General features: G+C 74.5%; 17 protein-coding genes. 9 read left to right on the forward strand and 8 right to left on the reverse strand.

Annotation, left to right across the window (positions count from 1 at the left end):
• Positions 1–32: 32 nt before the first annotated feature.
• Positions 33–1,460, reverse strand: coding sequence for a dihydrolipoyl dehydrogenase family protein (locus ACYVG5_RS05585; RefSeq protein ID WP_222045668.1), 1,428 nt, complete (start codon positions 1,458–1,460; stop codon positions 33–35).
• A 35-nt stretch (positions 1,461–1,495) separates the two neighbouring features.
• Here ACYVG5_RS05585 and ACYVG5_RS05590 point away from each other — a divergent pair, with 35 nt between their 5' ends.
• The 3 genes from ACYVG5_RS05590 (at position 1,496) to ACYVG5_RS05600 (ending at position 5,655) form a co-directional block, all read left to right on the forward strand.
• Positions 1,496–2,005 (forward strand): flavin reductase family protein, encoded by a 510-nt coding sequence (locus tag ACYVG5_RS05590; RefSeq protein WP_222045670.1) that lies wholly within the window; start codon positions 1,496–1,498, stop codon positions 2,003–2,005.
• 79 nt (positions 2,006–2,084) lie between these two features.
• Positions 2,085–4,685 carry a bifunctional FO biosynthesis protein CofGH gene (locus ACYVG5_RS05595; RefSeq protein WP_222045672.1) on the forward strand — a complete coding sequence of 867 codons (2,601 nt, stop codon included), beginning with the start codon at positions 2,085–2,087 and terminating at the stop codon, positions 4,683–4,685.
• 13 nt (positions 4,686–4,698) lie between these two features.
• A complete protein-coding gene (locus tag ACYVG5_RS05600; protein ID WP_222045674.1) occupies positions 4,699–5,655 on the forward strand; it encodes a helix-turn-helix domain-containing protein in 957 nt (318 codons plus the stop codon).
• Between the two features lie 38 nt (positions 5,656–5,693).
• Here ACYVG5_RS05600 and ACYVG5_RS05605 read toward each other — a convergent pair whose 3' ends face one another.
• Positions 5,694–6,737, reverse strand: a complete 1,044-nt coding sequence (locus ACYVG5_RS05605) for a carbon-nitrogen hydrolase family protein (RefSeq protein ID WP_222045676.1) — start codon at positions 6,735–6,737, stop codon at positions 5,694–5,696.
• 196 nt (positions 6,738–6,933) lie between these two features.
• Between ACYVG5_RS05605 and ACYVG5_RS05610 the strand changes: the two genes are divergently transcribed.
• The 4 genes from ACYVG5_RS05610 (at position 6,934) to ACYVG5_RS05625 (ending at position 12,622) form a co-directional block, all read left to right on the forward strand.
• Positions 6,934–8,925 carry an alpha-amylase family protein gene (locus tag ACYVG5_RS05610; RefSeq protein WP_222045678.1) on the forward strand — a complete coding sequence of 664 codons (1,992 nt, stop codon included), beginning with the start codon at positions 6,934–6,936 and terminating at the stop codon, positions 8,923–8,925.
• Between the two features lie 90 nt (positions 8,926–9,015).
• On the forward strand, positions 9,016–10,701 hold the full coding sequence (locus tag ACYVG5_RS05615) for a DUF885 domain-containing protein (protein ID WP_222045680.1): 1,686 nt from the start codon (positions 9,016–9,018) through the stop codon (positions 10,699–10,701).
• A 534-nt stretch (positions 10,702–11,235) separates the two neighbouring features.
• The gene (locus ACYVG5_RS05620) at positions 11,236–11,499 is read left to right on the forward strand and encodes a WhiB family transcriptional regulator (RefSeq protein ID WP_222046282.1); all 264 of its coding nucleotides are present in this window, start codon (positions 11,236–11,238) and stop codon (positions 11,497–11,499) included.
• 109 nt (positions 11,500–11,608) lie between these two features.
• On the forward strand, positions 11,609–12,622 hold the full coding sequence (locus tag ACYVG5_RS05625) for an NADPH:quinone reductase (protein ID WP_222045682.1): 1,014 nt from the start codon (positions 11,609–11,611) through the stop codon (positions 12,620–12,622).
• A 43-nt stretch (positions 12,623–12,665) separates the two neighbouring features.
• Here the strand turns inward: ACYVG5_RS05625 and ACYVG5_RS05630 are convergent, their stop codons facing one another.
• The 5 genes from ACYVG5_RS05630 to ACYVG5_RS05650 all read right to left on the reverse strand — a co-directional run bounded on the left by ACYVG5_RS05630 (position 12,666) and on the right by ACYVG5_RS05650 (position 18,403).
• Positions 12,666–13,268, reverse strand: coding sequence for a GNAT family N-acetyltransferase (locus tag ACYVG5_RS05630; RefSeq protein ID WP_460683018.1), 603 nt, complete (start codon positions 13,266–13,268; stop codon positions 12,666–12,668).
• Positions 13,269–13,272: 4 nt separating this feature from the next.
• Positions 13,273–14,745 (reverse strand): hypothetical protein, encoded by a 1,473-nt coding sequence (locus ACYVG5_RS05635; protein WP_222045687.1) that lies wholly within the window; start codon positions 14,743–14,745, stop codon positions 13,273–13,275.
• Positions 14,746–14,953: 208 nt separating this feature from the next.
• A complete protein-coding gene (locus tag ACYVG5_RS05640) occupies positions 14,954–16,108 on the reverse strand; it encodes an acyl-CoA dehydrogenase family protein (RefSeq protein ID WP_222045689.1) in 1,155 nt (384 codons plus the stop codon).
• Positions 16,109–16,111: 3 nt separating this feature from the next.
• Positions 16,112–18,121 (reverse strand): ATP-binding protein, encoded by a 2,010-nt coding sequence (locus ACYVG5_RS05645; protein ID WP_222045691.1) that lies wholly within the window; start codon positions 18,119–18,121, stop codon positions 16,112–16,114.
• 96 nt (positions 18,122–18,217) lie between these two features.
• Positions 18,218–18,403 (reverse strand): hypothetical protein, encoded by a 186-nt coding sequence (locus tag ACYVG5_RS05650; protein WP_222046357.1) that lies wholly within the window; start codon positions 18,401–18,403, stop codon positions 18,218–18,220.
• 98 nt (positions 18,404–18,501) lie between these two features.
• On the opposite strand from ACYVG5_RS05650, the gene ACYVG5_RS05655 reads away from it, so the two are divergent.
• Positions 18,502–19,026 (forward strand): ferritin, encoded by a 525-nt coding sequence (locus tag ACYVG5_RS05655; protein WP_222045693.1) that lies wholly within the window; start codon positions 18,502–18,504, stop codon positions 19,024–19,026.
• A 49-nt stretch (positions 19,027–19,075) separates the two neighbouring features.
• Here the strand turns inward: ACYVG5_RS05655 and ACYVG5_RS05660 are convergent, their stop codons facing one another.
• Positions 19,076–20,677, reverse strand: coding sequence for a carboxyl transferase domain-containing protein (locus tag ACYVG5_RS05660; protein WP_460683019.1), 1,602 nt, complete (start codon positions 20,675–20,677; stop codon positions 19,076–19,078).
• 68 nt (positions 20,678–20,745) lie between these two features.
• Here ACYVG5_RS05660 and ACYVG5_RS05665 point away from each other — a divergent pair, with 68 nt between their 5' ends.
• Positions 20,746–21,342, forward strand: coding sequence for an SACE_7040 family transcriptional regulator (locus ACYVG5_RS05665; RefSeq protein ID WP_222045697.1), 597 nt, complete (start codon positions 20,746–20,748; stop codon positions 21,340–21,342).
• Positions 21,343–21,344 lie beyond the last annotated feature (2 nt).

Below are 21,344 nucleotides of genomic sequence, written 5' to 3' on the forward strand. Positions count from 1 at the left end.
ACCCACACCGCCCGGCTGCACCCCCGAAGGATTCAGTCGCGATAGGCCTCGAGCAGGCGAAGCCAGACCTCGCTGATCGTCGGGTAGGACGGGACGGCGTGCCAGAGCCGGCTGATCGGCACCTCGCCGACGACCGCGATGGTCGCCGAGTGCAGCAGCTCGGCCACCCCCGGGCCGATGAAGGTGACCCCGAGCAGCACCTCCCGCTCGGGATCGACGACCGCGATCGCCGTCCCGGCGTAGTCGTCGGCGACGAGGGACGCCCCGGCGATGTTGCCGAGGTCGTACTGGACGACCCGGTGCGGCAGGCCGGCCTCGGCCGCCTGCGCCGCGGTCAACCCCACCGAGCCGACCTGCGGGTCGGTGAACACGACGCTGGGCGTGGCCCGCCGGTCGGCGGTGGCCACGAACGGTGACCAGTCGGCCAGGTCGACCTCCTCGCCGCGGGCGCGGGCCACGATCGCGGCGCCGGCCTGGCGGGCCTGGTACTTGCCCATGTGGGTGAGCTGCCGGCGACCGTTGACGTCGCCGACGGCGTACAGCCAGCCGTCGGCCACCCCGGGAACCCGCAGCGACTCGTCGACGTCGAGGTACCCGCCCGGCTCGAGGCCGACGGTGTCCAGACCCAGGTCGCCGGTGTCGGCAGCCCGCCCGGTGGCCACCAGCACCTCGTCGCCGCACACCTCTCCCTCGCCGGTACCCACGACGACCTCCGCGCCCTCGCGGCGGGCCGACCGCACCTCGGTGTGCAGCCGGACGTCGACGCCGAGCCCCTGGAGCGAGGCGAGCACCGCCTCCCCGGCCGCGGGTTCCAGGCCGGGCAGCAGCTGCCCGCCGCGCTGCAGCAGGGTCACCGACGAGCCGAGCTGCTGCCAGGCCGTGGCCATCTCGCAGCCCACGTAGCCGCCGCCGATCACGATCAGCCGACCGGGCGCCGCCGGCGCGCTGGTGGCCTCCCGCGAGGTCCACGGACGGACGTCGGCCAGGCCGTCGACCGGCGGCACCGCGGCGCGCGACCCGGTGCAGACGGCGACCGCGTGCCGCGCGGCGAGCGTGATCTCGCTGCCGTCGTCCTGGTCGACGACCACCCGCCTGGGCCCGGCCAGCCGCCCACGGCCGCGGACCAGGCCGATGCCGGTGCTGTCGACCCACTCGACCTGGCCGGTGTCGTCCCAGTCGGAGGTGAAGGCGGTGCGCCTGGCCAGGGTCGCCGCGACGTCCTGCTCGCCGGTGACGGCGGCCGCGGCGCCCCGCACGGCGCGTGCGGCGGCGATCGCCTCGCTGCCGCGCAGCAGCGCCTTGCTCGGCATGCACGCCCAGTACGAGCACTCACCACCGACCAGCGAGGGCTCGACGAGCACCGCACTCAGCCCGCCGCGGACAGCGACGTCGGCGACGTTCTCGCCGGTCGAGCCGGCGCCGAGCACGATTACGTCGTAGGTCTGGTCGGGAGAGGTCACCCGGCCATCCTGTCCGTTGTGGTCGACTGGCCGCCATGCCGGTCGACGCCACCGAGTACACCGCCGCCCTGCGCCACTACGCCGCCGGCGTCGTGCTCATGACGGTCCAGGACGACATCGACGACGTCGGGACAACGGTCACCTCGGTGATGAGCGTCTCGGCCGACCCGCCGCTGATCGCGGTGGGCCTGGCCGCCGAGGGCTATCCGGCCGAGGTGCTGGAGACCGTGGGAACGTGCGCGATCAACGTGCTCACCTCCGGGCAGGCGATCCTGGCCAGCCGGTTCTCCTCCGCCGGGCGGCCCAGCGCCCGGCACCTGCTCGAGTCGGTGCCCTGGCACCGGGCGCCGCACAGCGGGGCCATCGTGCTGGACGGGGCGCTGACCGCGCTGGACTGCCGGCTGGACTCGCTGGTGCCGGCCGGCAGCCACGTGCTGGCGCTGCTGTCGGTGGAGGCGGTGCCGGTGCTGGGCGACGGCGACCCGCTGCTGCGGCTGCGCGGCCGGTGGACCGACGGCGGGGGGCACGTCCTCCGCCGTCCCTGACCCTCCCAGGGGCCGAAGTCGCGATTTCGGCCCCTGGGGAGGGCGGGTCCGGTGCCGCGGGGATAGCGTCGGCCGGGAGATGAGCGAGCCACTCCCCGTCCCCGCCCCGTCCGCCCTCCGCCGCGCCCTGGTGCGCGCCGAGCGCGGGGTGACCCTGGACGCCACCGAGGCCGAGACCCTGCTGCATGCCCGCGGGCTGGGCGAGGGCGAACCACTGGACCGGCTGCTGACCGCCGCCTCCCGGGTGCGCGACGCCGGGCTCGCCTCGGCCGGCCGCCCGGGGGTGGTCACCTACAGCCGCAAGGTGTTCATCCCGCTCACCCACCTGTGCCGCGACCGCTGCCACTACTGCACGTTCGTCACCACCCCCGGCCAGCTGCGCGCAGCAGGCAAGGCCCCGTACCTGTCGCCGGACGAGGTGCTCGACATCGCCCGGGCCGGCGCCGCGCTGGGCTGCAAGGAGGCGCTGTTCACCCTCGGCGACCGCCCGGAGGAGCGCTGGCCGGTCGCCGCGGAGTGGCTGGCGGCGCACGGGTTCGACTCGACGCTGGGCTACCTGCGGGCGATGGCGATCCGGGTGCTCGAGGAGACCGGCCTGCTCCCGCACCTCAATCCCGGCGTGCTGTCCTGGGAGGAGATCCAGCGGCTCAAGCCGGTGGCCGCCTCGATGGGCATGATGCTGGAGACGACGGCGACCCGGCTGTGGTCCGAGCCCGGCGGCCCGCACTTCGGCTCCCCGGACAAGGAGCCCGCCGTCCGGCTACGGGTGTTGGAGGACGCCGGCCGCTCCGCCGTCCCGTTCACCACCGGCGTGCTGCTGGGCATCGGCGAGACCTATGCCGAGCGGGTCGACGCGGTCGCCGAGATCCGCGCCTCGGCGCGGCGGCACCAGCACGTGCAAGAGGTCATCGTGCAGAACTTCCGGGCCAAGCCGCGCACCGCGATGGCCGGCTCGGGAGACCTGGACCTGCAGGAGTACGTGGCCGCGGTCGCGGTCAGCCGGCTGCTGCTGGGGCCGGCGGCCCGGGTGCAGGCGCCGCCCAACCTGAGCGACTCCACCGAGCTGGCGCTGCTGCTGCGGGCCGGGGTCGACGACTGGGGCGGAGTCTCCCCGCTGACGCCCGACCACGTGAACCCGGAGCGCCCGTGGCCGAACATCGACAAGCTCGCCGCGCTGAGCGCCGAGGCCGGGTTCACCCTGCGCGAGCGGCTGGCCGCCCAGCCGTCGTACGTGACGCAGCCGGAGCCGTGGCTGGACCCGCGGGTGCGGCCGCACGTCTTCGCCCTCGCCGGCCCGGACGGGCTGGCGGTCGAGGGCCGGGTGCCGGCGGGCCTGCCGTGGCAGGAGCCGGACGAGGCGTGGGGTGCCGCGGCGACCGGCCGCACCGATCTGCACGTGGAGATCGACACGGTCGGCCGCACCGGCGATCGGCGCAGCGACTTCGACGCCGTCTACGGCGACTGGGCGGAGTTGCGCGAGCAGACCGTCTCCGCCCGTGACGGGCACTCCACCGCGATCGCGGCCGGCGACCCGGCGGTGCACGCGGCCCTGCGGCACGCCGAGACCGACCCGGCCGGGCTGAGCGACGCCGAGTACCTGGCGCTGCTGGGCGCCGACGGCACCGACCTGGACGCGCTGGCCGCACTGGCCGACGACGTCCGCCGGCAGGTCAACGGCGACGACGTCACCTACGTGGTGAACCGGAACATCAACTTCACCAACGTTTGCTACACCGGCTGCCGGTTCTGCGCGTTCGCCCAGCGGCGCACCGACGCCGACGCCTACACGCTGTCGATGCAGCAGGTCGGCGACCGGGTCGACGAGGCGTGGGCCGGCGGGGCGACCGAGATCTGCATGCAGGGCGGCATCCACCCGGACCTGCCCGGCACCGCCTACGTCGACCTGGCGCGCGAGGTGAAGGCCCGCCGCCCCGGCATCCACCTGCACTCGTACTCGCCGATGGAGGTCGTCAACGGCGCCGCCCGCACCGGCCTGTCCTTCCGCGACTTCCTCACCGCGGTGAAGGAGGCCGGCGTCGACTCCCTGCCGGGAACGGCGGCCGAGATCCTCGACGACGACGTCCGCTGGGTGCTCACCAAGGGCAAGCTGCCGACGGCGAGCTGGCTGGAGGTGGTGCGCACCGCGCACTCGGTGGGGCTGCCGACGACCTCGACGATGATGTACGGGCACGTCGACACCCCCGCGCACTGGGTCGCGCACCTGCGCACCCTGGCCGGCCTGCAGGACGAGACCGGCGGCTTCCGGGAGTTCGTGCTGCTGCCGTTCGTGCACCACAACGCGCCGATCTACCTGGCCGGGGTGGCCCGGCCGGGGCCGACCAACCGGGAGAACCGGGCGGTGCACGCGGTGGCCCGGCTGCTGCTGCACGGCCGGATCGACAACATCCAGACCTCGTGGGTGAAGCTCGGCGACGCCGGAACCCAGGCGATGCTGCAGGGGGGCGCCAACGACCTGGGCGGCACGCTGATGGAGGAGACGATCAGCCGGATGGCCGGCTCGGGCAACGGGTCGCTGAAGACCATCGCCGAGCTCGAGGCGATGGCCGCCGGCATCGGCCGGCCGGCCCGGCAGCGGACGACGGAGTACGGCACGCCGTCGGCCGAGCGGCTGGCCACCGCGCGCTCCGACGCCGGCCGCCGGGCCCTGACCCTGCTCTGACCGGAGGCGCGACGTGCACGGCGAGGTGTGGACCCGGGACGCCGCCGACCCGGTCGCGTTCGACTCCCGCCGCGTCGCACCGCCGGTGCAGGTCGACCTGTGGGAGAAAGCGACCGCCCGGTTCCTGGTGCCGATGCGGATCTGCGCGTCGGGCCGCTCGATCGCCGGGGTCATCTCCGCCCGGGATGTCGGCGGGGTCAGCTTCTGCCGGCTGTCCGCCACGCCGCACACGGCGGTCCGCGACGGTGCGCTGGCACCCGGGCCCGGCGCCGGGCACTACAAGGTGGCGATCGGGCTGCACGGGCGCTCGGTGGTCACCCAGCACGGCCGGCGGGTGTCGCTGCGGCCCGGCGACGTCACCGTCTACGACACCTCCGAGGAGTACGGCGTCATCGGGAACGTCCCGTTCGGGCTGCTCGTCGTCCTCGTCCCCCAGGACGCCCTCGACCTGACCCGCGACCGGGTCGCGGCGGTCGCGGCGACCCGACTGGGCGGGGAGCACCTCCACGGTGCACGCACCGGCCTGCTGAGCCTGGCGGCCGGCCGGGGGTCGGCCGACGCCACCGAGCAGGCGCTGGCGGCGATCGGCCGGCTGGTCCGGTCGGTTCCCCCGGCCCGGCTGACCGGCCACCGGGACGGCGACGCCCTGCTCGCCCGGGCCAAGGCGCTCATCGCCGCCCGGCTCGGCGATCCGGGGCTGACCCCCGACCACGTCGCCGCCCTGCTGGGGGTCTCCCGGCGCTCGCTGTACGACCTGCTCGCCGCCGACGTCGGCCCGATCGCCCGGTACGTGCGCACGCTGCGGCTCGAGCGCGCCCGGGACCTGCTGCTCGCCGCTGCCGACCTGACGGTGGCCGACGTGGCGGTCGAGTGCGGGTTCCCCGACCCGGCGCACTTCAGCCGGCTGTTCCGCCGGGAGTACGGCGTCCCCCCGGTGCAGTACCGGCGGGCCGCCGGCACCGGGACCTGACCGCCCCGGCCCGCTGCGGAGGCCGGGGCGGTCGCCGGTCAGTCGCGGGCGAGCACCGACAGCACGGACGGCGCCTCGACCTCGGCCCCCCGCTCTTCCAGGGTGACCACCTCGCCGAGCGCCGACACCCGCTGGGTGGTGAACGGCTCCTGGGGCGTGCGGTCCACGCCGAAGCGGAACACGTCCGGGCGGGCGTAGTGGCCGGCGCCGTCGGCGAAGTACTTGGCGAACGCGATGACGCCGAGGTCGAGGTCGGCGTAGACGATCGCCTCGTCGTCCCGGTGCGGCTCGGACAGCCACTGGCCGTCCGGCCCCATGAAGCCGGTCATGCCGCCGCCGACGGTGGGGGCGTCGGGCCCCTCGGGGACGCCGAGCCGCTCGACGATCTCCTCGCTGATCCGGCCCTGGACCACGATCACGTAGGTCTGAGCGCAGATCGCGTGCGCGGCCGACAGCGTGCGCGAGTAGTGGTCGAAGTTGCCGGCGTTGGGGTCGGCGTGGGTGGCGTTGATCGCCGGCCAGGCCGCGACGTGGATCTGCTCGCCCAGCGCGGAGAGGGCGTACCGGTTGAGGTCCATGCTGTGCTCGAAGCAGATCAGCCCGCCGACCCGGGCGAAACCGGTGTCGACGACGAACACGTCCCGTCCGTCGCCGCGGCCCCACACCGTGCGCTCGGCGTTGGTGGGGTGCAGCTTGCGGTGCCGGGCCACCAGCTCACCGGCCGGGGAGAACCACGCCTGGGTGTTGTAGAGGGTGCCGCCCTCCTTCTCGTCCAGCCCCATGCAGACCCAGGCGCCGGCCTCGCGGGCCGCCTCCCCCAGCGCGCGCGACGCGTCGCTGGGCAGCTCCACGGCGTTGGCGTAGAGCTCGGCGAAGAACGGGGCCGCGTACTTGGTGGTGTGCGACCAGATCCAGTACGGGTAGCCGGGCAGGAACGTCTCGGGGAACGCGATCAGCTTCGCGCCGGCCCGGCCGGCCTCCCGGATGAGGTCGCACGCCTTCGCGACGCCGGCGTCCAGGTCGAGGAACGGTGCCGCAGCGTGAACGGCTGCGACCTTCACGGTGGAGGGGGTGTTCGCCATGCGCGCACGGTAGGGACGCCGGCGTCGCCGCACTTGGACATCCGTGCAGCGCCGCGGGAGCCGCACCGGGTGCGCCAGGTGCTGGTTCCGGCGACCGGCACGGCGATTCCGCGCACACCGTCGGCCGGGCGAGGGCGCCGCCGCCGACGTCGCCGACGGGCCCGCATACTGCCCCGGTGCAGCCCGGAGACCGTCGGTGACCCCCCTCGACCCCAGCGGCCGCCGGTCGGCCGGGCAGGCGGCGGAGGAGGCCTGGCGCCGGCTGCGCCCGGAGCTCGCGGCCGCCGCGGTCGCCGCACTCGGGCCGGCGGAGGCCGATGCGTTCCTCACCCGGGTCGAGGTCGCCGTGGTCGACGTGCACGCACCGCTCACCGTCCTCTACGGCGAGGGCTCCGACGTCGACGCCCTCCTCGACCGGGCGCTGCGCACGGTGCTGGCCGCCGCCGCCGAACGCCCGGCCGAACTGCGGGCGCTCGACCGGCGGCGCGAGATCGACCCGCACTGGTTCCAGCGCGAGCGGATGCAGGGCTACGTCTGCTACGTCGACCGCTTCTGCGGCACCCTCGACCAGCTGCCCGGCCGGCTCGACCACCTCGCCGAGCTCGGCACCACCTACCTGCACCTCATGCCCCTGCTGCGGCCCCGGGACGGTGAGAACGACGGCGGCTACGCCGTCGCCGACTACCGGCAGGTGGATCCGCGACTGGGCACGATGCCCGACCTCGAGGCGGTCGCGGCGGCGCTGCGCGGCCGCGGCATGAGCCTGTGCATCGACCTGGTGCTCAACCACACCGCCGCCGAGCACCCGTGGGCCCGCGGCTGGCTGGCCGGCGACCCGGCCTACGCCGACTTCTACACGGCCTTCCCGGACCGGACGCTGCCCAACGCCTACGAGGCGACCATCCCCGAGGTCTTCCCCGACCGGGCGCCGGGGTCGTTCAGCTGGGTGGCCGACGCCCTCGGGGGCGCCGGCGGCTGGGTGTGGACGACGTTCTGGAGCTACCAGTGGGATCTCGACTACAGCAACCCCGAGGTCACCCTGGCCATGCTCGGTGAGATCACCTGGCTGGCCAACCGGGGCGTCGAGATCTTCCGGATGGACGCCATCCCGTTCATGTGGAAGCGGATGGGCACCCACTGCCAGAACCAGCCCGAGGTGCACGACCTGGTCCAGCTGCTGCACGCGCTGACCCGGATCGCCGCCCCCGCGGTCGTCTTCAAGGCCGAGGCGATCGTCGCGCCGGAGGACCTGGTGCCCTATCTCGGCGCGCACGACCGCGAGCGGCCCGAGTGCGAGCTGGCCTACCACAACCAGTTGATGGTGCTGCTCTGGAGCAGCGTGGCCGCCCAGGACGCCAAGCTGGCGACCGCCGCCCTGCGCCGGATGCGGCCGATCCCCTCCGGCGCGACCTGGGTGACCTACGTGCGCGGCCACGACGACATCGGCTGGGCGGTGAGCGACACCGACGCGGCGTCGATCGGTGCCGACGGCGACGCCCACCGTCGGTTCCTCAACGACTTCTTCTCCGGCCGCTTTCCGCACTCACCCGCCCGGGGCGCGCTGTTCCAGGAGAACCCGTTGACCGGCGACGCCCGGATCTCGGGGACGGCGGCCTCGCTGTGCGGCATCGAGTCGGCGCTGGAGCGCGGGGACGACGCGGCGCTGGAACGGGGCGTCCGGCGGCTGCTGCTGATGTACTCGGTCGTCTTCGCCTTCGGCGGGATCCCGCTGCTCTACATGGGCGACGAGCTCGCGATGCGCAACGACACCGGCTACCTGGCCGACCCGGAACGCGCACCCGACAACCGGTGGATGCACCGCCCCCCGATGGACTGGGAGGCGGCGGCCCGCCGGCACGACCCGGCCACGCTGGAGGGCCGGGTGTTCGCCCGGTTGCGCGAGCTGGGCCAGGTGCGCCGCTCGCTGCCGGCCCTGCGCGGCGGTGCCGAGCCCACCGTTCTGGACGCCGGCAGCGACCGGGTGCTCGTGTGGCGCCGCCGCCACCCGCGCAGCGGCACGTTCGTCGGGCTGGCCAACTTCGCCTCGATGCCCGCGGTCGTCGACGCCGACACGGTCACCGGCTTCGGCACCTACGAGTTCGTGCTCGGTGGCGACGGGCCGCTGGACGTCCGGAACGGCGGCCTCGTCGTTCCCGGGCTCGGCTTCGCCTGGTACGCCGAGCCCTGACGGCGGGCGCCGATGCCTGGTTCCGGGCCGCAGGACTGCGCATTCGCGCACTCCGTCGAGACGGTGGCTGCGGGAACTAGCGTGACGCGGGTGAGTGAGCCCGCGCGCCCGCCGTCCGACCTCGACCAGCTCGCCGAGCGCTACGTCGAGGAGTACGCCGCCTCGCAGCCCGCCGTCGCCACCTTCATCGGCGTCCCCGGGCACGAGGACCGGTGGCCGGACCTGACCACCGCCGGGCACGCGGCCCATGCCGACCTGCTGCGCCGCACGATCGCCGCCGTCGAGCGCATCGAACCGGTCGACCGGCGCGACGCGGTCGCCCGCAGCGCGATGCTCGAACGGCTCGGCGCGGAGCTCGCCCGCCACGACGCCGGCTGGGCGCCGGCGGACCTGAACACCGTCGAGAGCCCGCTGCAGCACTTCCGGACGACGTTCGACCTGATGGCCGCCGACACCGAGGAGGATTGGGAGACCATCGCCCGCCGGCTCGCCGCCGTCCCCGCTGCCCTGGCGGGTTACACGGCCGGGCTGGCCGACGCGGCCGCCGCGGGCCGGATCTCCGCCGCCCGCCAGGTGCGGCTGTGCGCCGGTATCGCCCGTCGCTGGGCCGGCACCGGCGATGACCCGGGCTTCTTCGTGCAGTTCGTCACCGGTGCGCCCGTCCCCGCGGGCGGCTCCCTGGCGCGCGAGCTGTCCGCCGCGGCGCAGGGCGTGGGTGCGGCCCTGCGCACCTTCGCCGACGACATCGAGCGGACGCTCCTCCCCCGGGCGCCGGAGCGGGACGGGGTCGGCCGCGAGCGGTACGCCCTGGAGTCCCGCTTCCACACCGGCGTCGACCTGGACCTGGCGGAGACCTACGCCTGGGGCTGGGAGGAGCTGGCCCGGATCGTCGCGGAGAAGCATGCGGTCGCCGAGCGCATCGCCCCGGGCCGGGGGGTGGCCGGCGCGGAGGCCGTGCTGGACGCCGATCCCGCCCGGCTGGTCCGCGGCCGTGCGGCGCTGCAGGCCTGGCTGCAGGAGACCGCCGACCGCGCCGTCGCCGCCCTGGACGGCGTCCACTTCGACATCCCGGAACCGGTGAAGCAGGTGGAGGGACGGCTGACCCCGACCTCCGGGGAGGGGGTGTACTACACCGGCCCGACCGAGGATTTCAGCCGTCCCGGGCGGATGTGGTGGTCGCTGCCCGAGGGCGTCACCGACATGACCACCTGGCGGGAGACGACGACCGTCTTCCACGAGGGCGTGCCCGGCCACCACCTGCAGGTCGGCCAGGCCGTCCACAACGCCGCAACGCTCAACCGCTGGCAGCGGCTGCTCTGCGAGTGCTCCGCGCACGCCGAGGGCTGGGCGCTGTACTCGGAGCGGCTGATGGACGAACTCGGCTTCCTCGCCGACCCGGGTGACCGGCTGGGCATGCTGGACGCCCAGGAGCTGCGGGCGGCCCGGGTGGTGCTGGACATCGGCGTGCACCTCGACCTGCCCGTCCCGACCGGCCAGGGGCTGGGCGAGCGGTGGACCTACGAGGTGGCGGCCGAGTTCCTCCGCCGGCACGTGTCCATGGACGACGCGATGCGCACCGATGAGCTGCACCGCTACCTCGGCTGGCCCGGGCAGGCGCCGGTCTACAAGGTGGGTGAGCGGGTGTTCCGCACCTGCCGCGAGCAGGCCCGCCGGCGCGCCGGCGCCGGCTTCGACCTCAAGGCCTGGCACCGCGCGGTCCTCGATCTCGGGCCCCTCGGCCTGGGTCCGCTCGCCGCCGAGCTCGCCCGGATGTGAGCGCTCAGGGCGCGCGCCGGGCTCCGCCTCCACGGGCGCGGCCCGGTGGCCCGCCACCGCCGCCACTCGACCACGCCGAGGGATGCCCACCCGACGGCGAACGCCAGGAAGACCCAGCCGCGGAGCCGCTCCCCCACCGACGAGCGGTGGACCGACCTCGGGCGTGCTCACAGCTGCTTCTCATGCGCGCAGAGCGACCAGATGGCGACATTGATCTAGCCGAAGCATTGCTCAGGCATGGGCACATCATGTGGTTGAGCGCGGCGTGTCCCGCCTGGGAAAGCTCATCGCGAGGCGGTAGGGGCGGATGTGACGCACGGGACAGCGCGTAACACCGCTGGCATTTGACCTGACCGGACCACACGCGTGTAATTCCCGGTGTTGTCACAGACGGTGACAGCGCGGCAACCGGACGTAGACGGATGCCACCGAGACGCAGGGGGACGCATCGTGATGGCTGAAGTTGCATGGCTGAGTGAGTACCGGGACGCTGCTGCCGCCACGCCGGCCGGGTACGGCCAGGACGTGCTCGGCATGGCGGGCGTCTTCGACGCCGGCTTCGGTGGTCTGGCCACCGAGGAGCAGAGCTGGCACGAGCGCGCCCTGTGCGCCGAGACCGACCCCGAGGCGTTCTTCCCGGAGAAGGGCGGCTCGACCCGCGAGGCCAAGAAGATCTGCACCGGCTGCGAGGTCCGCGCCGAGTGCCTGGAGTTCGCGCTCGCCAACGACGAGCGCTTCGGCATCTGGGGCGGCCTGTCCGAGCGCGAGCGCCGTCGCCTGCGCCGTCAGGCCAGCTGAAGGACCCTGTCCCCCTCACCCCTCGCAGGCTCGGGGCGAGCCTCTGGACAGGGCCACGGCTGATCGCGACCAGATGACCGCGTCGGTCTCGACCGGGTAGGAAGGTCGCGTGCGAGCGATCTCCTACACCCAGACCGGCGGTCCTGACGTCCTGCAGCTCGTCGACCGCCCGACCCCTGACCCGGGCCCCGGCGAGGTGCGCGTCCGCCTCGCGTTCTCCGGCGTCAACCCCACCGACTGGCGCTCCCGCACCGGCACCGAGCCCGGCCCTGACGGCCAGGTCCCCGGCCAGGACGGCGCCGGCACCATCGAGGCCGTCGGCCAGGGTGTCGACCCGGTTCTCGTCGCTGAGCGCGTGTGGATCTGGGAGGCCGCCTGGCAGCGGCCGCTCGGCACCGCCGCCGAGTACACCGTGGTTCCGGCGCGGCAGACCGTGCTGCTGGGCGCGGACGCCTCCTTCGAACTGGGCGCGGCCCTGGGCATCCCGTTCCTCACCGCGCACCGCTGCCTGACCGTCGGCGAGCTGCTGCCCGACCGGCTCGGTCCCGGCGCCCTCCAGGGGCACACCGTCCTGGTGCACGGTGGCGCGGGCGCGGTCGGCAACGCCGCCGTCCAACTGGCGCGCTGGGCCGACGCCACGGTGATCACCACCGTCAGCAGCCCGGAGAAGGCCCAGCTGGCCGCCGCGGCCGGCGCCGACCACGTTCTCGACTACCGGCGGCAGGACGTCGTCGCGGAGATCCGCAGGATCACCCCGCGCGGTGTCGACGCCATCGTCGAGGTCAACCCGGCGCAGAACGCCGCCATCGACGTCGAGGTCACCGCGCCTCACGCGTCGGTCGCGGTCTACGCGACCAACGGCGGCGACGAGGTGACCATCCCGGTCCGCCCGCAGATGGTCTCCAACGCCCGCTGGCAGTTCGTGCTGGTCTACACCGAGCCGGCGCGGGCCAAGGAGATCGCCGTGGCGGACGTCAACGCCGCGGCCCTGGACGGCGCCGTCCGGGTCGGGCCCGAGGCCGGCCTCCCGCTGCACGTCTTCCCGCTCGAACGGACTGCCGACGCGCACCGGGCCGTCGAGGGTGGCGCCGTCGGAAAGGTGCTCATCGACGTCACCGCCTGATCGGCGGGCGGGAGCGCAGCGGACCTGCGCTCCCGCTCGCCGGTCACATCGGCGGCATGACCTCCGACCGGGCCGCCATCCGGGACGCGACCACATCCGGGAGCCCGGCACGCCACTGCTCCCCCAGGTCGGTGCGTCGCCCGTCCCCGTGCAGCGCGGGCAGCCGCCGCGCGGCCTGGATGCCGAAGGCGGCCTGCCCGAGCTTCCGCCCGACCCCGCGCCGCCGGTGCCCGGCGGCGACGTAGACCTGGTGCACCAGCCCGGTGCCCGGCCACCACCGCAGCGCGGCCACCTGCTGGCTCCCGGTCACCCCGGCGACCGTTGCCGTGTCGGCGTCGAGCACCGTGCCCTCGGCGTACCGGGTGTCGGAGAAGGCCACCAGCGTCGTCGCCGCGTCCCCGGGCTCGGGCAGCTCGACGTACCAGAGCAGCGGCGCCTCCGGCAACGCCACGGCGACCGCGTGCACCCGCCCACCGGCCACGTCGGTCCGGACGGCGACCTGCCAGCCGGACGGCCGCCGCCCCCCGGGCAGGTCCACCACCGTGGACGGCGGGAACTCCATCGACAGGACCAGGACGAACTCGTGCTGGTGCGTCCGGCCCGGCCCGACGGTCACCGGGAGCCGGGCCAGCCACGGGTCCAGCACCGGCTCAGCCGAGGGGCCGGGCACGGCGCCGCGCGGACCAGGCGAACCCGATGACGAGCGCGACGACCAGGGCCACCCCGCCGCCGAGCGCCAGGACCGGCATCGAGCTGCCGACCGTCTCGACCGGCGCCGCCTCGGGTTGCACCGCCACCGGGGGTGCAGTCGGCGCGGACCGGCCGGACGGAGGCGCCGGGGGTGCCACCGGCACCGGGGGTGCCGCCGACACCGGGGGCGGCGTGCTGGTCGGCGCGACCGCCGTCGCGGCGGGCCCGGCGGCGCTGACGCTCCCCCCGCGCGACCGCGGTGCGCTGCTCGGCGTCGCGGCGGCGGGCGGTGCGGCGGCGAGCGGTGCGGCGGCGGGCGGCGCAGCGGCGGGCGCAGGAGTCGGCGCCGGGGTGGGAACCGGAGCGGCAGCAGGGACGGGAGCCGGAGTTGCCGTCGGCTCGGGATCACCGACCAGGCTCGGCGCGACGAGCGGCGGAACCTGCAGCGGGCCGCTGCCGGCGCTCGGCCTGGCCACCGAGAAGGTGACCGGCGGCCCGGCCGGCAGGTCGTCGGCGGTGAGCGGGGTCAGCGTGTACCCGTCGTCCGGCTGGAACCAGCCCTCGAAGGTGACCGTGCCGTCGGCCCCGGTGGTCCTCCGGTCCGTGACGGGCGTGGCCCGGCTCGCCGACGCCAGGCCCGCCGGCGTCGAATCGGCGGCCGCGAGCCGGGCGGGAGCCGGTGTGGCGCGGACGGGCTCGTCGTCCTGCACGGGTCGGTGCGGATAGCCGGGTGCGCCGAGCTCGACGCGGGTGTTGCGCACCGGGCCGCCGCCGGTACCGCGGACGGTGGTGGTCAACTGCTCGCGGTAGTGCGAGGCGTTCGAGAGCGTCAGCGGCGCGACCTCCCCGCAGGGAGAGTCGCACAGCTGGATGGACCCGGCCCCGGGCGCCACCTCCAGGCCGGGCGCCGCCCTGGTCTGCCGCACGGGGTGGGTGCCGGACGGCAGCCCCGGCAGGTCGATCCGGTCCGGCGCCGGCATGCCCAGGAAGAAGGTGCAGACACCTGCCGGCGTGGCCGAACACGTGTACTCCACGCCGTTCGCGGTGAGCGTGAACCGGGTGTCGGACAGGTCGAGGTCACCGGGGGCGGTGCCCTCCGGGGCGGCGACCTCGACGGAGACGGAATACTTGCCGCGCCCGAAGAACGGCTCGATGGGCGGCCCGGCCGGGGCGACGGCGGCCGGGGAGCCGGCCACCTCGGCGGACGCGACCGACGGCGGCACGGACACGAGCGGGCCCGCCGTGCCGGCCGCGTCGTCCAGCACGTCCTGCGGCGCGTCCTCGGGCGGCGGCACGTCATCGACGGCGGCGAGGGCCGCCGGGGCCGCCGCGGTGGTCGCGGCCAGCAGGCCGACGCCCACCAGGGCGCCCCGGGTCAGGAACCACCTGGTCAGGGCGGGGCCACGCGGAGCGGGAGGACAGGGCGCGGGCATCGATCTCTCCAGGGGTCTCCCGCCGACCGTCGTCGGGAGCCGCTGCGCAGCCTGTCCGACCTCCGCGACCGGGCGATCGGCCCGCCCGCGAACGCGCCGAGACGGAACTGAGCCGTTTTCTCCGCCGCACCACCGGCCCCTCGCGCCCCACGACACGCCAGAGCGGCGGAGCGGATCCGTCGGCGTTTCGCCGACGGATCCACTCCGCTCAGCCCACGCCGAGCGAGCGGGCGATCAGCATCCGCTGCACCTCGGACGTGCCCTCACCGATCTCCAGGATCTTGGCATCGCGGTAGAACCGGCCCACCGGGAACTCGTTCATGAAGCCGTAGCCGCCGTGCACCTGCGCGGCGTAGCGGGCGTTCTCCATCGCCATCTCCGAGCTGTACAGCTTGGCGATCGAGGCCTCGCGCTTGAACGGCTCGCCGCGCAGCATCCGCTCCGCGGCCCGGTAGTAGGCAAGCCGCGCGGTGGAGGCCCGCACCTCCATGTCGGCGATCATGAACTGCACCGCCTGGTTGCGGCCGATCGGCTGACCGAAGGCCTCCCGCTGGGCGGCGTACTTCACGCTCTCGTCCACGCAGCCCTGCGCCAGCCCGACGGCCAGCGCCGAGATCGCGATGCGCCCCTCGTCGAGGATGGACAGGAACTGCGCGTAGCCGCGGCCCCGCTCCCCCACCAGGTTCTCCTCGGGCACCCGGACGTCGCTGAAGAAGAGCTCCCGGGTGTCGGAGGCGTTCCAGCCGACCTTGGAGTACCGCTTGCCGACGACGAAGCCCTCGGTGCCCGACGGGACGGCGATCGCCGAGATCTCCTTGCTCCCGTCGGCCTTGGTCCCGGTGACCGCCGTGACGATGACGACCTCAGTCAGCTCGGTGCCCGAGTTGGTGATGAACGCCTTGCTGCCGTTGATCACCCACTGGCCGTCCTCCAGCCGCGCGGTGGTCCGCGTCGCGCCGGCGTCCGAGCCGCCACCGGGCTCGGTGAGCCCGAAGGCGCCCAGTGCCTCTCCCGAGCACAGCCGCGGCAGCCAGTGCTGCTTCTGCTCCTCGGTGCCGAACCGGTAGATCGGCATCGCCCCCAGCGACACCCCGGCCTCCAGGGTGATCGCGACCGATGAGTCGACCCGGGCCAGCTCCTCCAGGGCGACGCAGAGGGTGAAGTAGTTCCCGCCCGAGCCGCCGTACTCCTCCGGGAAGGGCAGCCCGAACAGGCCGAGCTCCCCCATCTGCCGCACGATCGCGGTCGGGAACTCGTCACGCTCGTAGAAGTCGCCGATCTGCGGGGCCACCACCTCCAGGGCGAACTCCCGCACCACCTTCCGCAGCGCTTCCGTCTCCTCGTCGAGCCGGTAGTCGAGCACTCGTCACTCCCCTCGCTCGGGCGCCGGTGGGGTCACCACGGCCACCCGCTCGTCCAGCCGGACCGATCGGCCCGCCGTCACACCGAGCTCGGTGACCGTCCCGGCGAGGGGCGCGGTCAGCACGTGCTCCATCTTCATCGCCTCGACGACCAGCAGCGGGGTCCCCGCCTCCACCTGGTCGCCGATCGACACCTGCACCACCGTGACCGTGCCCGGCATCGGCGCGGTCACCGCGCCGTCGGTCGCCGCCGCACCGGCAGCGCCCGCCAGCCGCTCCTGCTCCCGCAGCGCGGTCACCCGGCCGGCCGCGGCCAGCCAGAGCGCGCCGCCGGAGTGGACGACGGTGTACCGGGTGCGCACGCCGTCCACGGTGACCGCCAGGCCCGGGCCGTCCCGCTCGACGCGGGCCGGTTGCGGGTCGCCGTCCCCGACCCGGACGACGGCGTCGGCCGCCCGGCCGCGGACCCGGACCGTCACCGGCTCCCCGCCGGGGGCCTGCAGCCGCCGCACGGTCCAGGCCGGCTCGCCCAGCCGCCAGCCGTCGGGCACGTCCCAGCGGTCGACGAGCGGCCCGGCGGGCTCGGACTCCAGCAGCTCGGCCAGCGCGGCCGCCGCATACACCGCCGGCGGCGGCGGCTCCACGGCGGTCAGCGTTTCGCCGCGCCGCTCGATCAGCCCGGTGTCCAGCCGGCCGGCGACGACGTCGGGATCGCTGAGCAGCGCCTGCAGGAAGCCGGTGTTGGTGGCCACCCCGAGCACGGCGGTGCCGCCGAGGGCGGCGACCAACCGGGCGCGGGCGGTCTCCCGGTCCGGCCCGGTCGCGATCACCTTGGCCAGCATCGGGTCGTAGTCGGTGCCCACCACGCTGCCCACGGCCAGCGAGCTGTCCACCCGCACGCCGGGCCCGGCCGGCTCGACGAGCCCGAGCACGGTGCCGGCCTGGGGCAGGAACCCGCGGACCGGGTCCTCGGCGTAGATCCGGGCCTCGATGGCGTGCCCGGTGAGGACGACGTCGTCCTGGGCGATCGGCAGCGGTTCCCCGGCGGCGGCCCGCAGCTGGAGCTCGACCAGGTCGAGCCCGGTGACGCACTCGGTGACCGGGTGCTCGACCTGCAGCCGGGTGTTCATCTCCAGGAAGAAGAAGTCTGTGTCGGCGCCCCGCCCACCCGAGTCGGCGTCCACGATGAACTCGACCGTGCCGGCGCCGGTGTAGCCGACGGCCCGGGCCGCGTCGACCGCGGCACGGCCCATCTGGGCCCGGCCCGCGGCGTCCAGCAGCGGTGACGGCGCCTCCTCGACGACCTTCTGGTGCCGCCGCTGCAGGCTGCACTCGCGCTCGCCGAGGTGGACGACGGTGCCGTGCGTGTCACCGAACACCTGCACCTCGATGTGCCGGGAGTTCCCGACGTACCGCTCGACCAGCAGGGTGTCGTCGCCGAAGGAGCCGCGGGCCTCGCGGCGGGCGCCGGCGATCTGCTCGGCCAGCTCGGTCTCGGCCCGCACCACCCGCATGCCCTTGCCGCCGCCCCCGGCGCTCGGCTTGAGCAGCACGGGGAAGCCGACCTCGAGCGCCGCGGCGACCACCGCGGCGTCGTCCATGCCCGGCTCGGTGCGGCCGGGGACCACCGGGACACCGGCGGCCGCGACGGTCCGCTTGGCCCGGATCTTGTCACCCATCGCCTCGATCGCGGCGACCGGCGGGCCGATGAAGACGAGCCCGGCATCGGCGCAGGCACGGGCGAACCCGACGTTCTCCGACAGGAACCCGTAGCCCGGGTGCACGGCCTGCGCACCGGTGCGGACGGCGGCGTCGAGCACCCGCTCGGCCGACAGGTAGCTCTGCGCGGCCGGCGCCGGGCCGAGGCGGACGGCGAGGTCGGCCAGCCGGGTGTGCAGCGCACCGGTGTCGGCGTCGCTGTAGACGGCGACCGAGCGGATACCCATCGCCCGCAATGTGCGGATCACCCGGACGGCGATCTCGCCGCGATTGGCGACCAGGACGGTGGAGAACACGGTCACCACCCCCGACCGACGACACCCGCGTGCCTTTTCGGCCTCAAGCACGCGTGCTTGAGCCCGAAAAAGCGCACCTCGCGGGACGCGGAGGGGTCAGGCTGCCTTGCGGGTGCTCTTCGCCAGCACGAGGTCGGCCTTGTCCAGCTTGACCAGCCGGCGCTTCTTGACCGTGTACCCGGGTGGGAGCTTGCCCTCGGCGAGCGCGCGCAGCGGACACCGGCCGCAGCGCGGCTTGTCCTCGCAGCACTTCTTCTTGGGCATCTTCGCCGACTTCCCCACGCGGTGAGGTTAGCCATACCTTGCCCACCCGTCGAGGGGTTCGGCGTGTCGACGGCTACCGTCTGCACCGACGCCGTCCCGTTGAACCAGGAGCACCCATGGCCGCCGATGCCTTCATCGACCAGCTCAACCTGCAGATCGGCCACGAGTTCGCCGCTCACCAGCAGTACATCGCGATCGCCATCTACTACGACGAGCAGACGATGCAGCAGACCGCGCAGCTCTTCTTCGACCAGGCGGTCGAGGAGCGCAACCACGCGCTGATGATGGTGCGCTACCTGCTGGACGCCGACGCCCGCGTGGAGATCCCCGGCATCGTCGCCCCGGTCTGCCACTTCGAGGACGTCGTCGCCCCGGTCGTGCTCGCCCTCGAGCAGGAGAAGCGGGTCACCAGCCAGATCAACGAGCTGATCGGCATCGCCCGGCGGGAGAACGACTTCGCCTCCGACCAGTTCATGCAGTGGTTCATCAAGGAGCAGATCGAGGAGGTCAGCAAGATGAGCGATCTGCTGGCCGTCGTCCGCCGCTCCTCGCATGACGTCGAGCAGATCGAGGACTACGTGCAGCGCGAGTCGGCCTCCGACGCCGCCGACCCGACCGCCCCCCGCATCGCCGGCGTCTGACCCCACCCTGGGGCCAAAGTCGCGACTTTGGCCCCGCTGGGGGGTGGGGTTACATCCGGAAGACGCCATAGCCGACCTCCTCGAGGGGTGCGTTGGCGCAGGCGGAGAGCGCCAGCCCGAGCACGGTGCGGGTCTGCGCCGGGTCGATGACGCCGTCGTCCCACAGCCGGGCCGTGGCGTGGTACGGGTGCCCCTGGGCCTCGTACTGGGCCCGGATCGGCTCCTTGAACGCCTCCTCGTCGGCGGCCGACCACTCCTCGCCGCGGGCCTCGACCCCCTCCCGACGGACGGTGGCCAGCACGCTGGCCGCCTGCTCCCCGCCCATGACCGAGATCCGGGCGTTGGGCCACGTCCACAGGAACCGGGGCGAGTAGGCCCGCCCGCACATCGAGTAGTTGCCGGCGCCGAACGACCCACCGATGACCACGGTCAGCTTGGGCACCCGGGCACAGGCGACGGCGGTGACCATCTTCGCGCCGTGCTTGGCGATGCCCCCGGCCTCGTAGTCGCGGCCGACCATGAACCCGGAGATGTTCTGCAGGAAGAGCAGCGGGATGCTGCGCCGGTCGCACAGCTCGATGAAGTGCGCGCCCTTGAGCGCCGACTCGCTGAACAGCACGCCGTTGTTGGCGATGATGCCGACCGGGTGGCCGTGCAGCCGGGCGAAGCCGGTGACCAGGGTGGGCCCGTACAGCGGCTTGAACTCGGCGAACCGGCTGCCGTCGACCAGCCGGGCGATCACGTCGCGGACGTCGTAGGGCGTACGCGACTCCGGCGGCACGACCTCGTACACCGACGCCGGGTCGTACCGCGGCTCCTCCACCGGCTCGACGTCCCAGGGGCGGGGGCTGCGCGGCCCGAGCGTGCCGACGATCTGCCGGACGATCTGCAGCGCGTGCGCGTCGTCGTCGGCCAGGTGGTCGGTGACGCCGCTGACCCGGGAGTGCAGGTCGCCGCCACCGAGGTCCTCGGCGCTGACCTCCTCGCCGGTCGCAGCCTTCACCAGCGGCGGGCCGCCCAGGAAGATCGTGCCCTGACCGCGCACGATGACCGCCTCGTCGCTCATCGCCGGCACGTAGGCGCCGCCCGCGGTGCACGACCCGAGGACGGCGGCGATCTGCGGGATCGACGCCTTCGACATCGTCGCCTGGTTGTAGAAGATCCGGCCGAAGTGCTCCCGGTCGGGGAAGACCTCCTCCTGCAGCGGCAGAAAGGCGCCACCCGAGTCGACCAGGTAGATGCAGGGCAGCCGGTTGTGCAGCGCCACCTCCTGGGCGCGCAGGTGCTTCTTCACCGTCATCGGGTAGTAGGTGCCGCCCTTGACGGTGGCGTCGTTGGCGACGACGACGACCTCCCGGCCGGCCACCCGTCCGATGCCGGTGATGATCCCGGCGGCCGGGGCCGCACCGTCGTAGAGCCCGTGCGCGGCCAGCGGCGACAGCTCGAGGAACGGGCTGCCCGGGTCCAGCAGCGCGTCGACCCGGTCACGGGGCAGCAGCTTGCCGCGGGCGACGTGCCGCTCGCGGGCCCGCTCGCCGCCACCGGCGGCCACCAGCCGCAGCTGCTCGGCCAGGTCGGCGGCGAGCGCCGCGTGGGCGGCCGTGTTGCGGGCCGGGGCGCCGGGGTCGGCGGGCGGCGCGCTGGGAAGCACCGGAGCATCCACGGGTCGGAGTCAACCACGATCCCGGCGACCATGTGAACAGCCGTTAACCTCGGGCCGTGACGTCGGAGCCGGACAGTGCGCTGCACGCCGACGCCGACCGCCCGTCCCGGCGGGAGCAGATCCTGCGCGCCGCGGCCCAGCTGTTCGCCGAGCGGGGGTCGCGCGCGGTCGGCGTCGACGACGTGGGTGCGGCCGTCGGGGTCACCGGGCCGGCGATCTACCGGCACTTCGCGAGCAAGGACGCGATGCTGGCCGAGATGCTGGTGCGGATCAGCGAGCGCCTGCTCGCCGGCGGCGCCGCGCAGGTCGCGGCCGCCGGGGACGACGCCGCCGCCCAGCTCCGGGCGCTGATCGCCTTCCAGGTCGACTTCGCCCTCGGCAACCCCGCGCTGATCACCGTCCAGGACCGCGACCTGGGTGCGCTCAGCGACGCCGACGCCCGGCGGGTGCGGCAGTTGCAGCGCCGCTACGTGGAGGAGTGGGTCGCCGTGCTGGCCCGGCTCGACCCGCCGGCGACGACGGCGACCTGCCGGGCTCGGGCGCACGCAGTCTTCGGCCTGATCAACTCCACACCGCACAGCGCCGGGCGGCTGGACCGCCCGGCCATGGCCGACCTGCTGACCCGGATGGCGGAGGCCGCCGCGCGCGCCTGAGC

This window comes from Modestobacter lapidis (assembly GCF_054780755.1).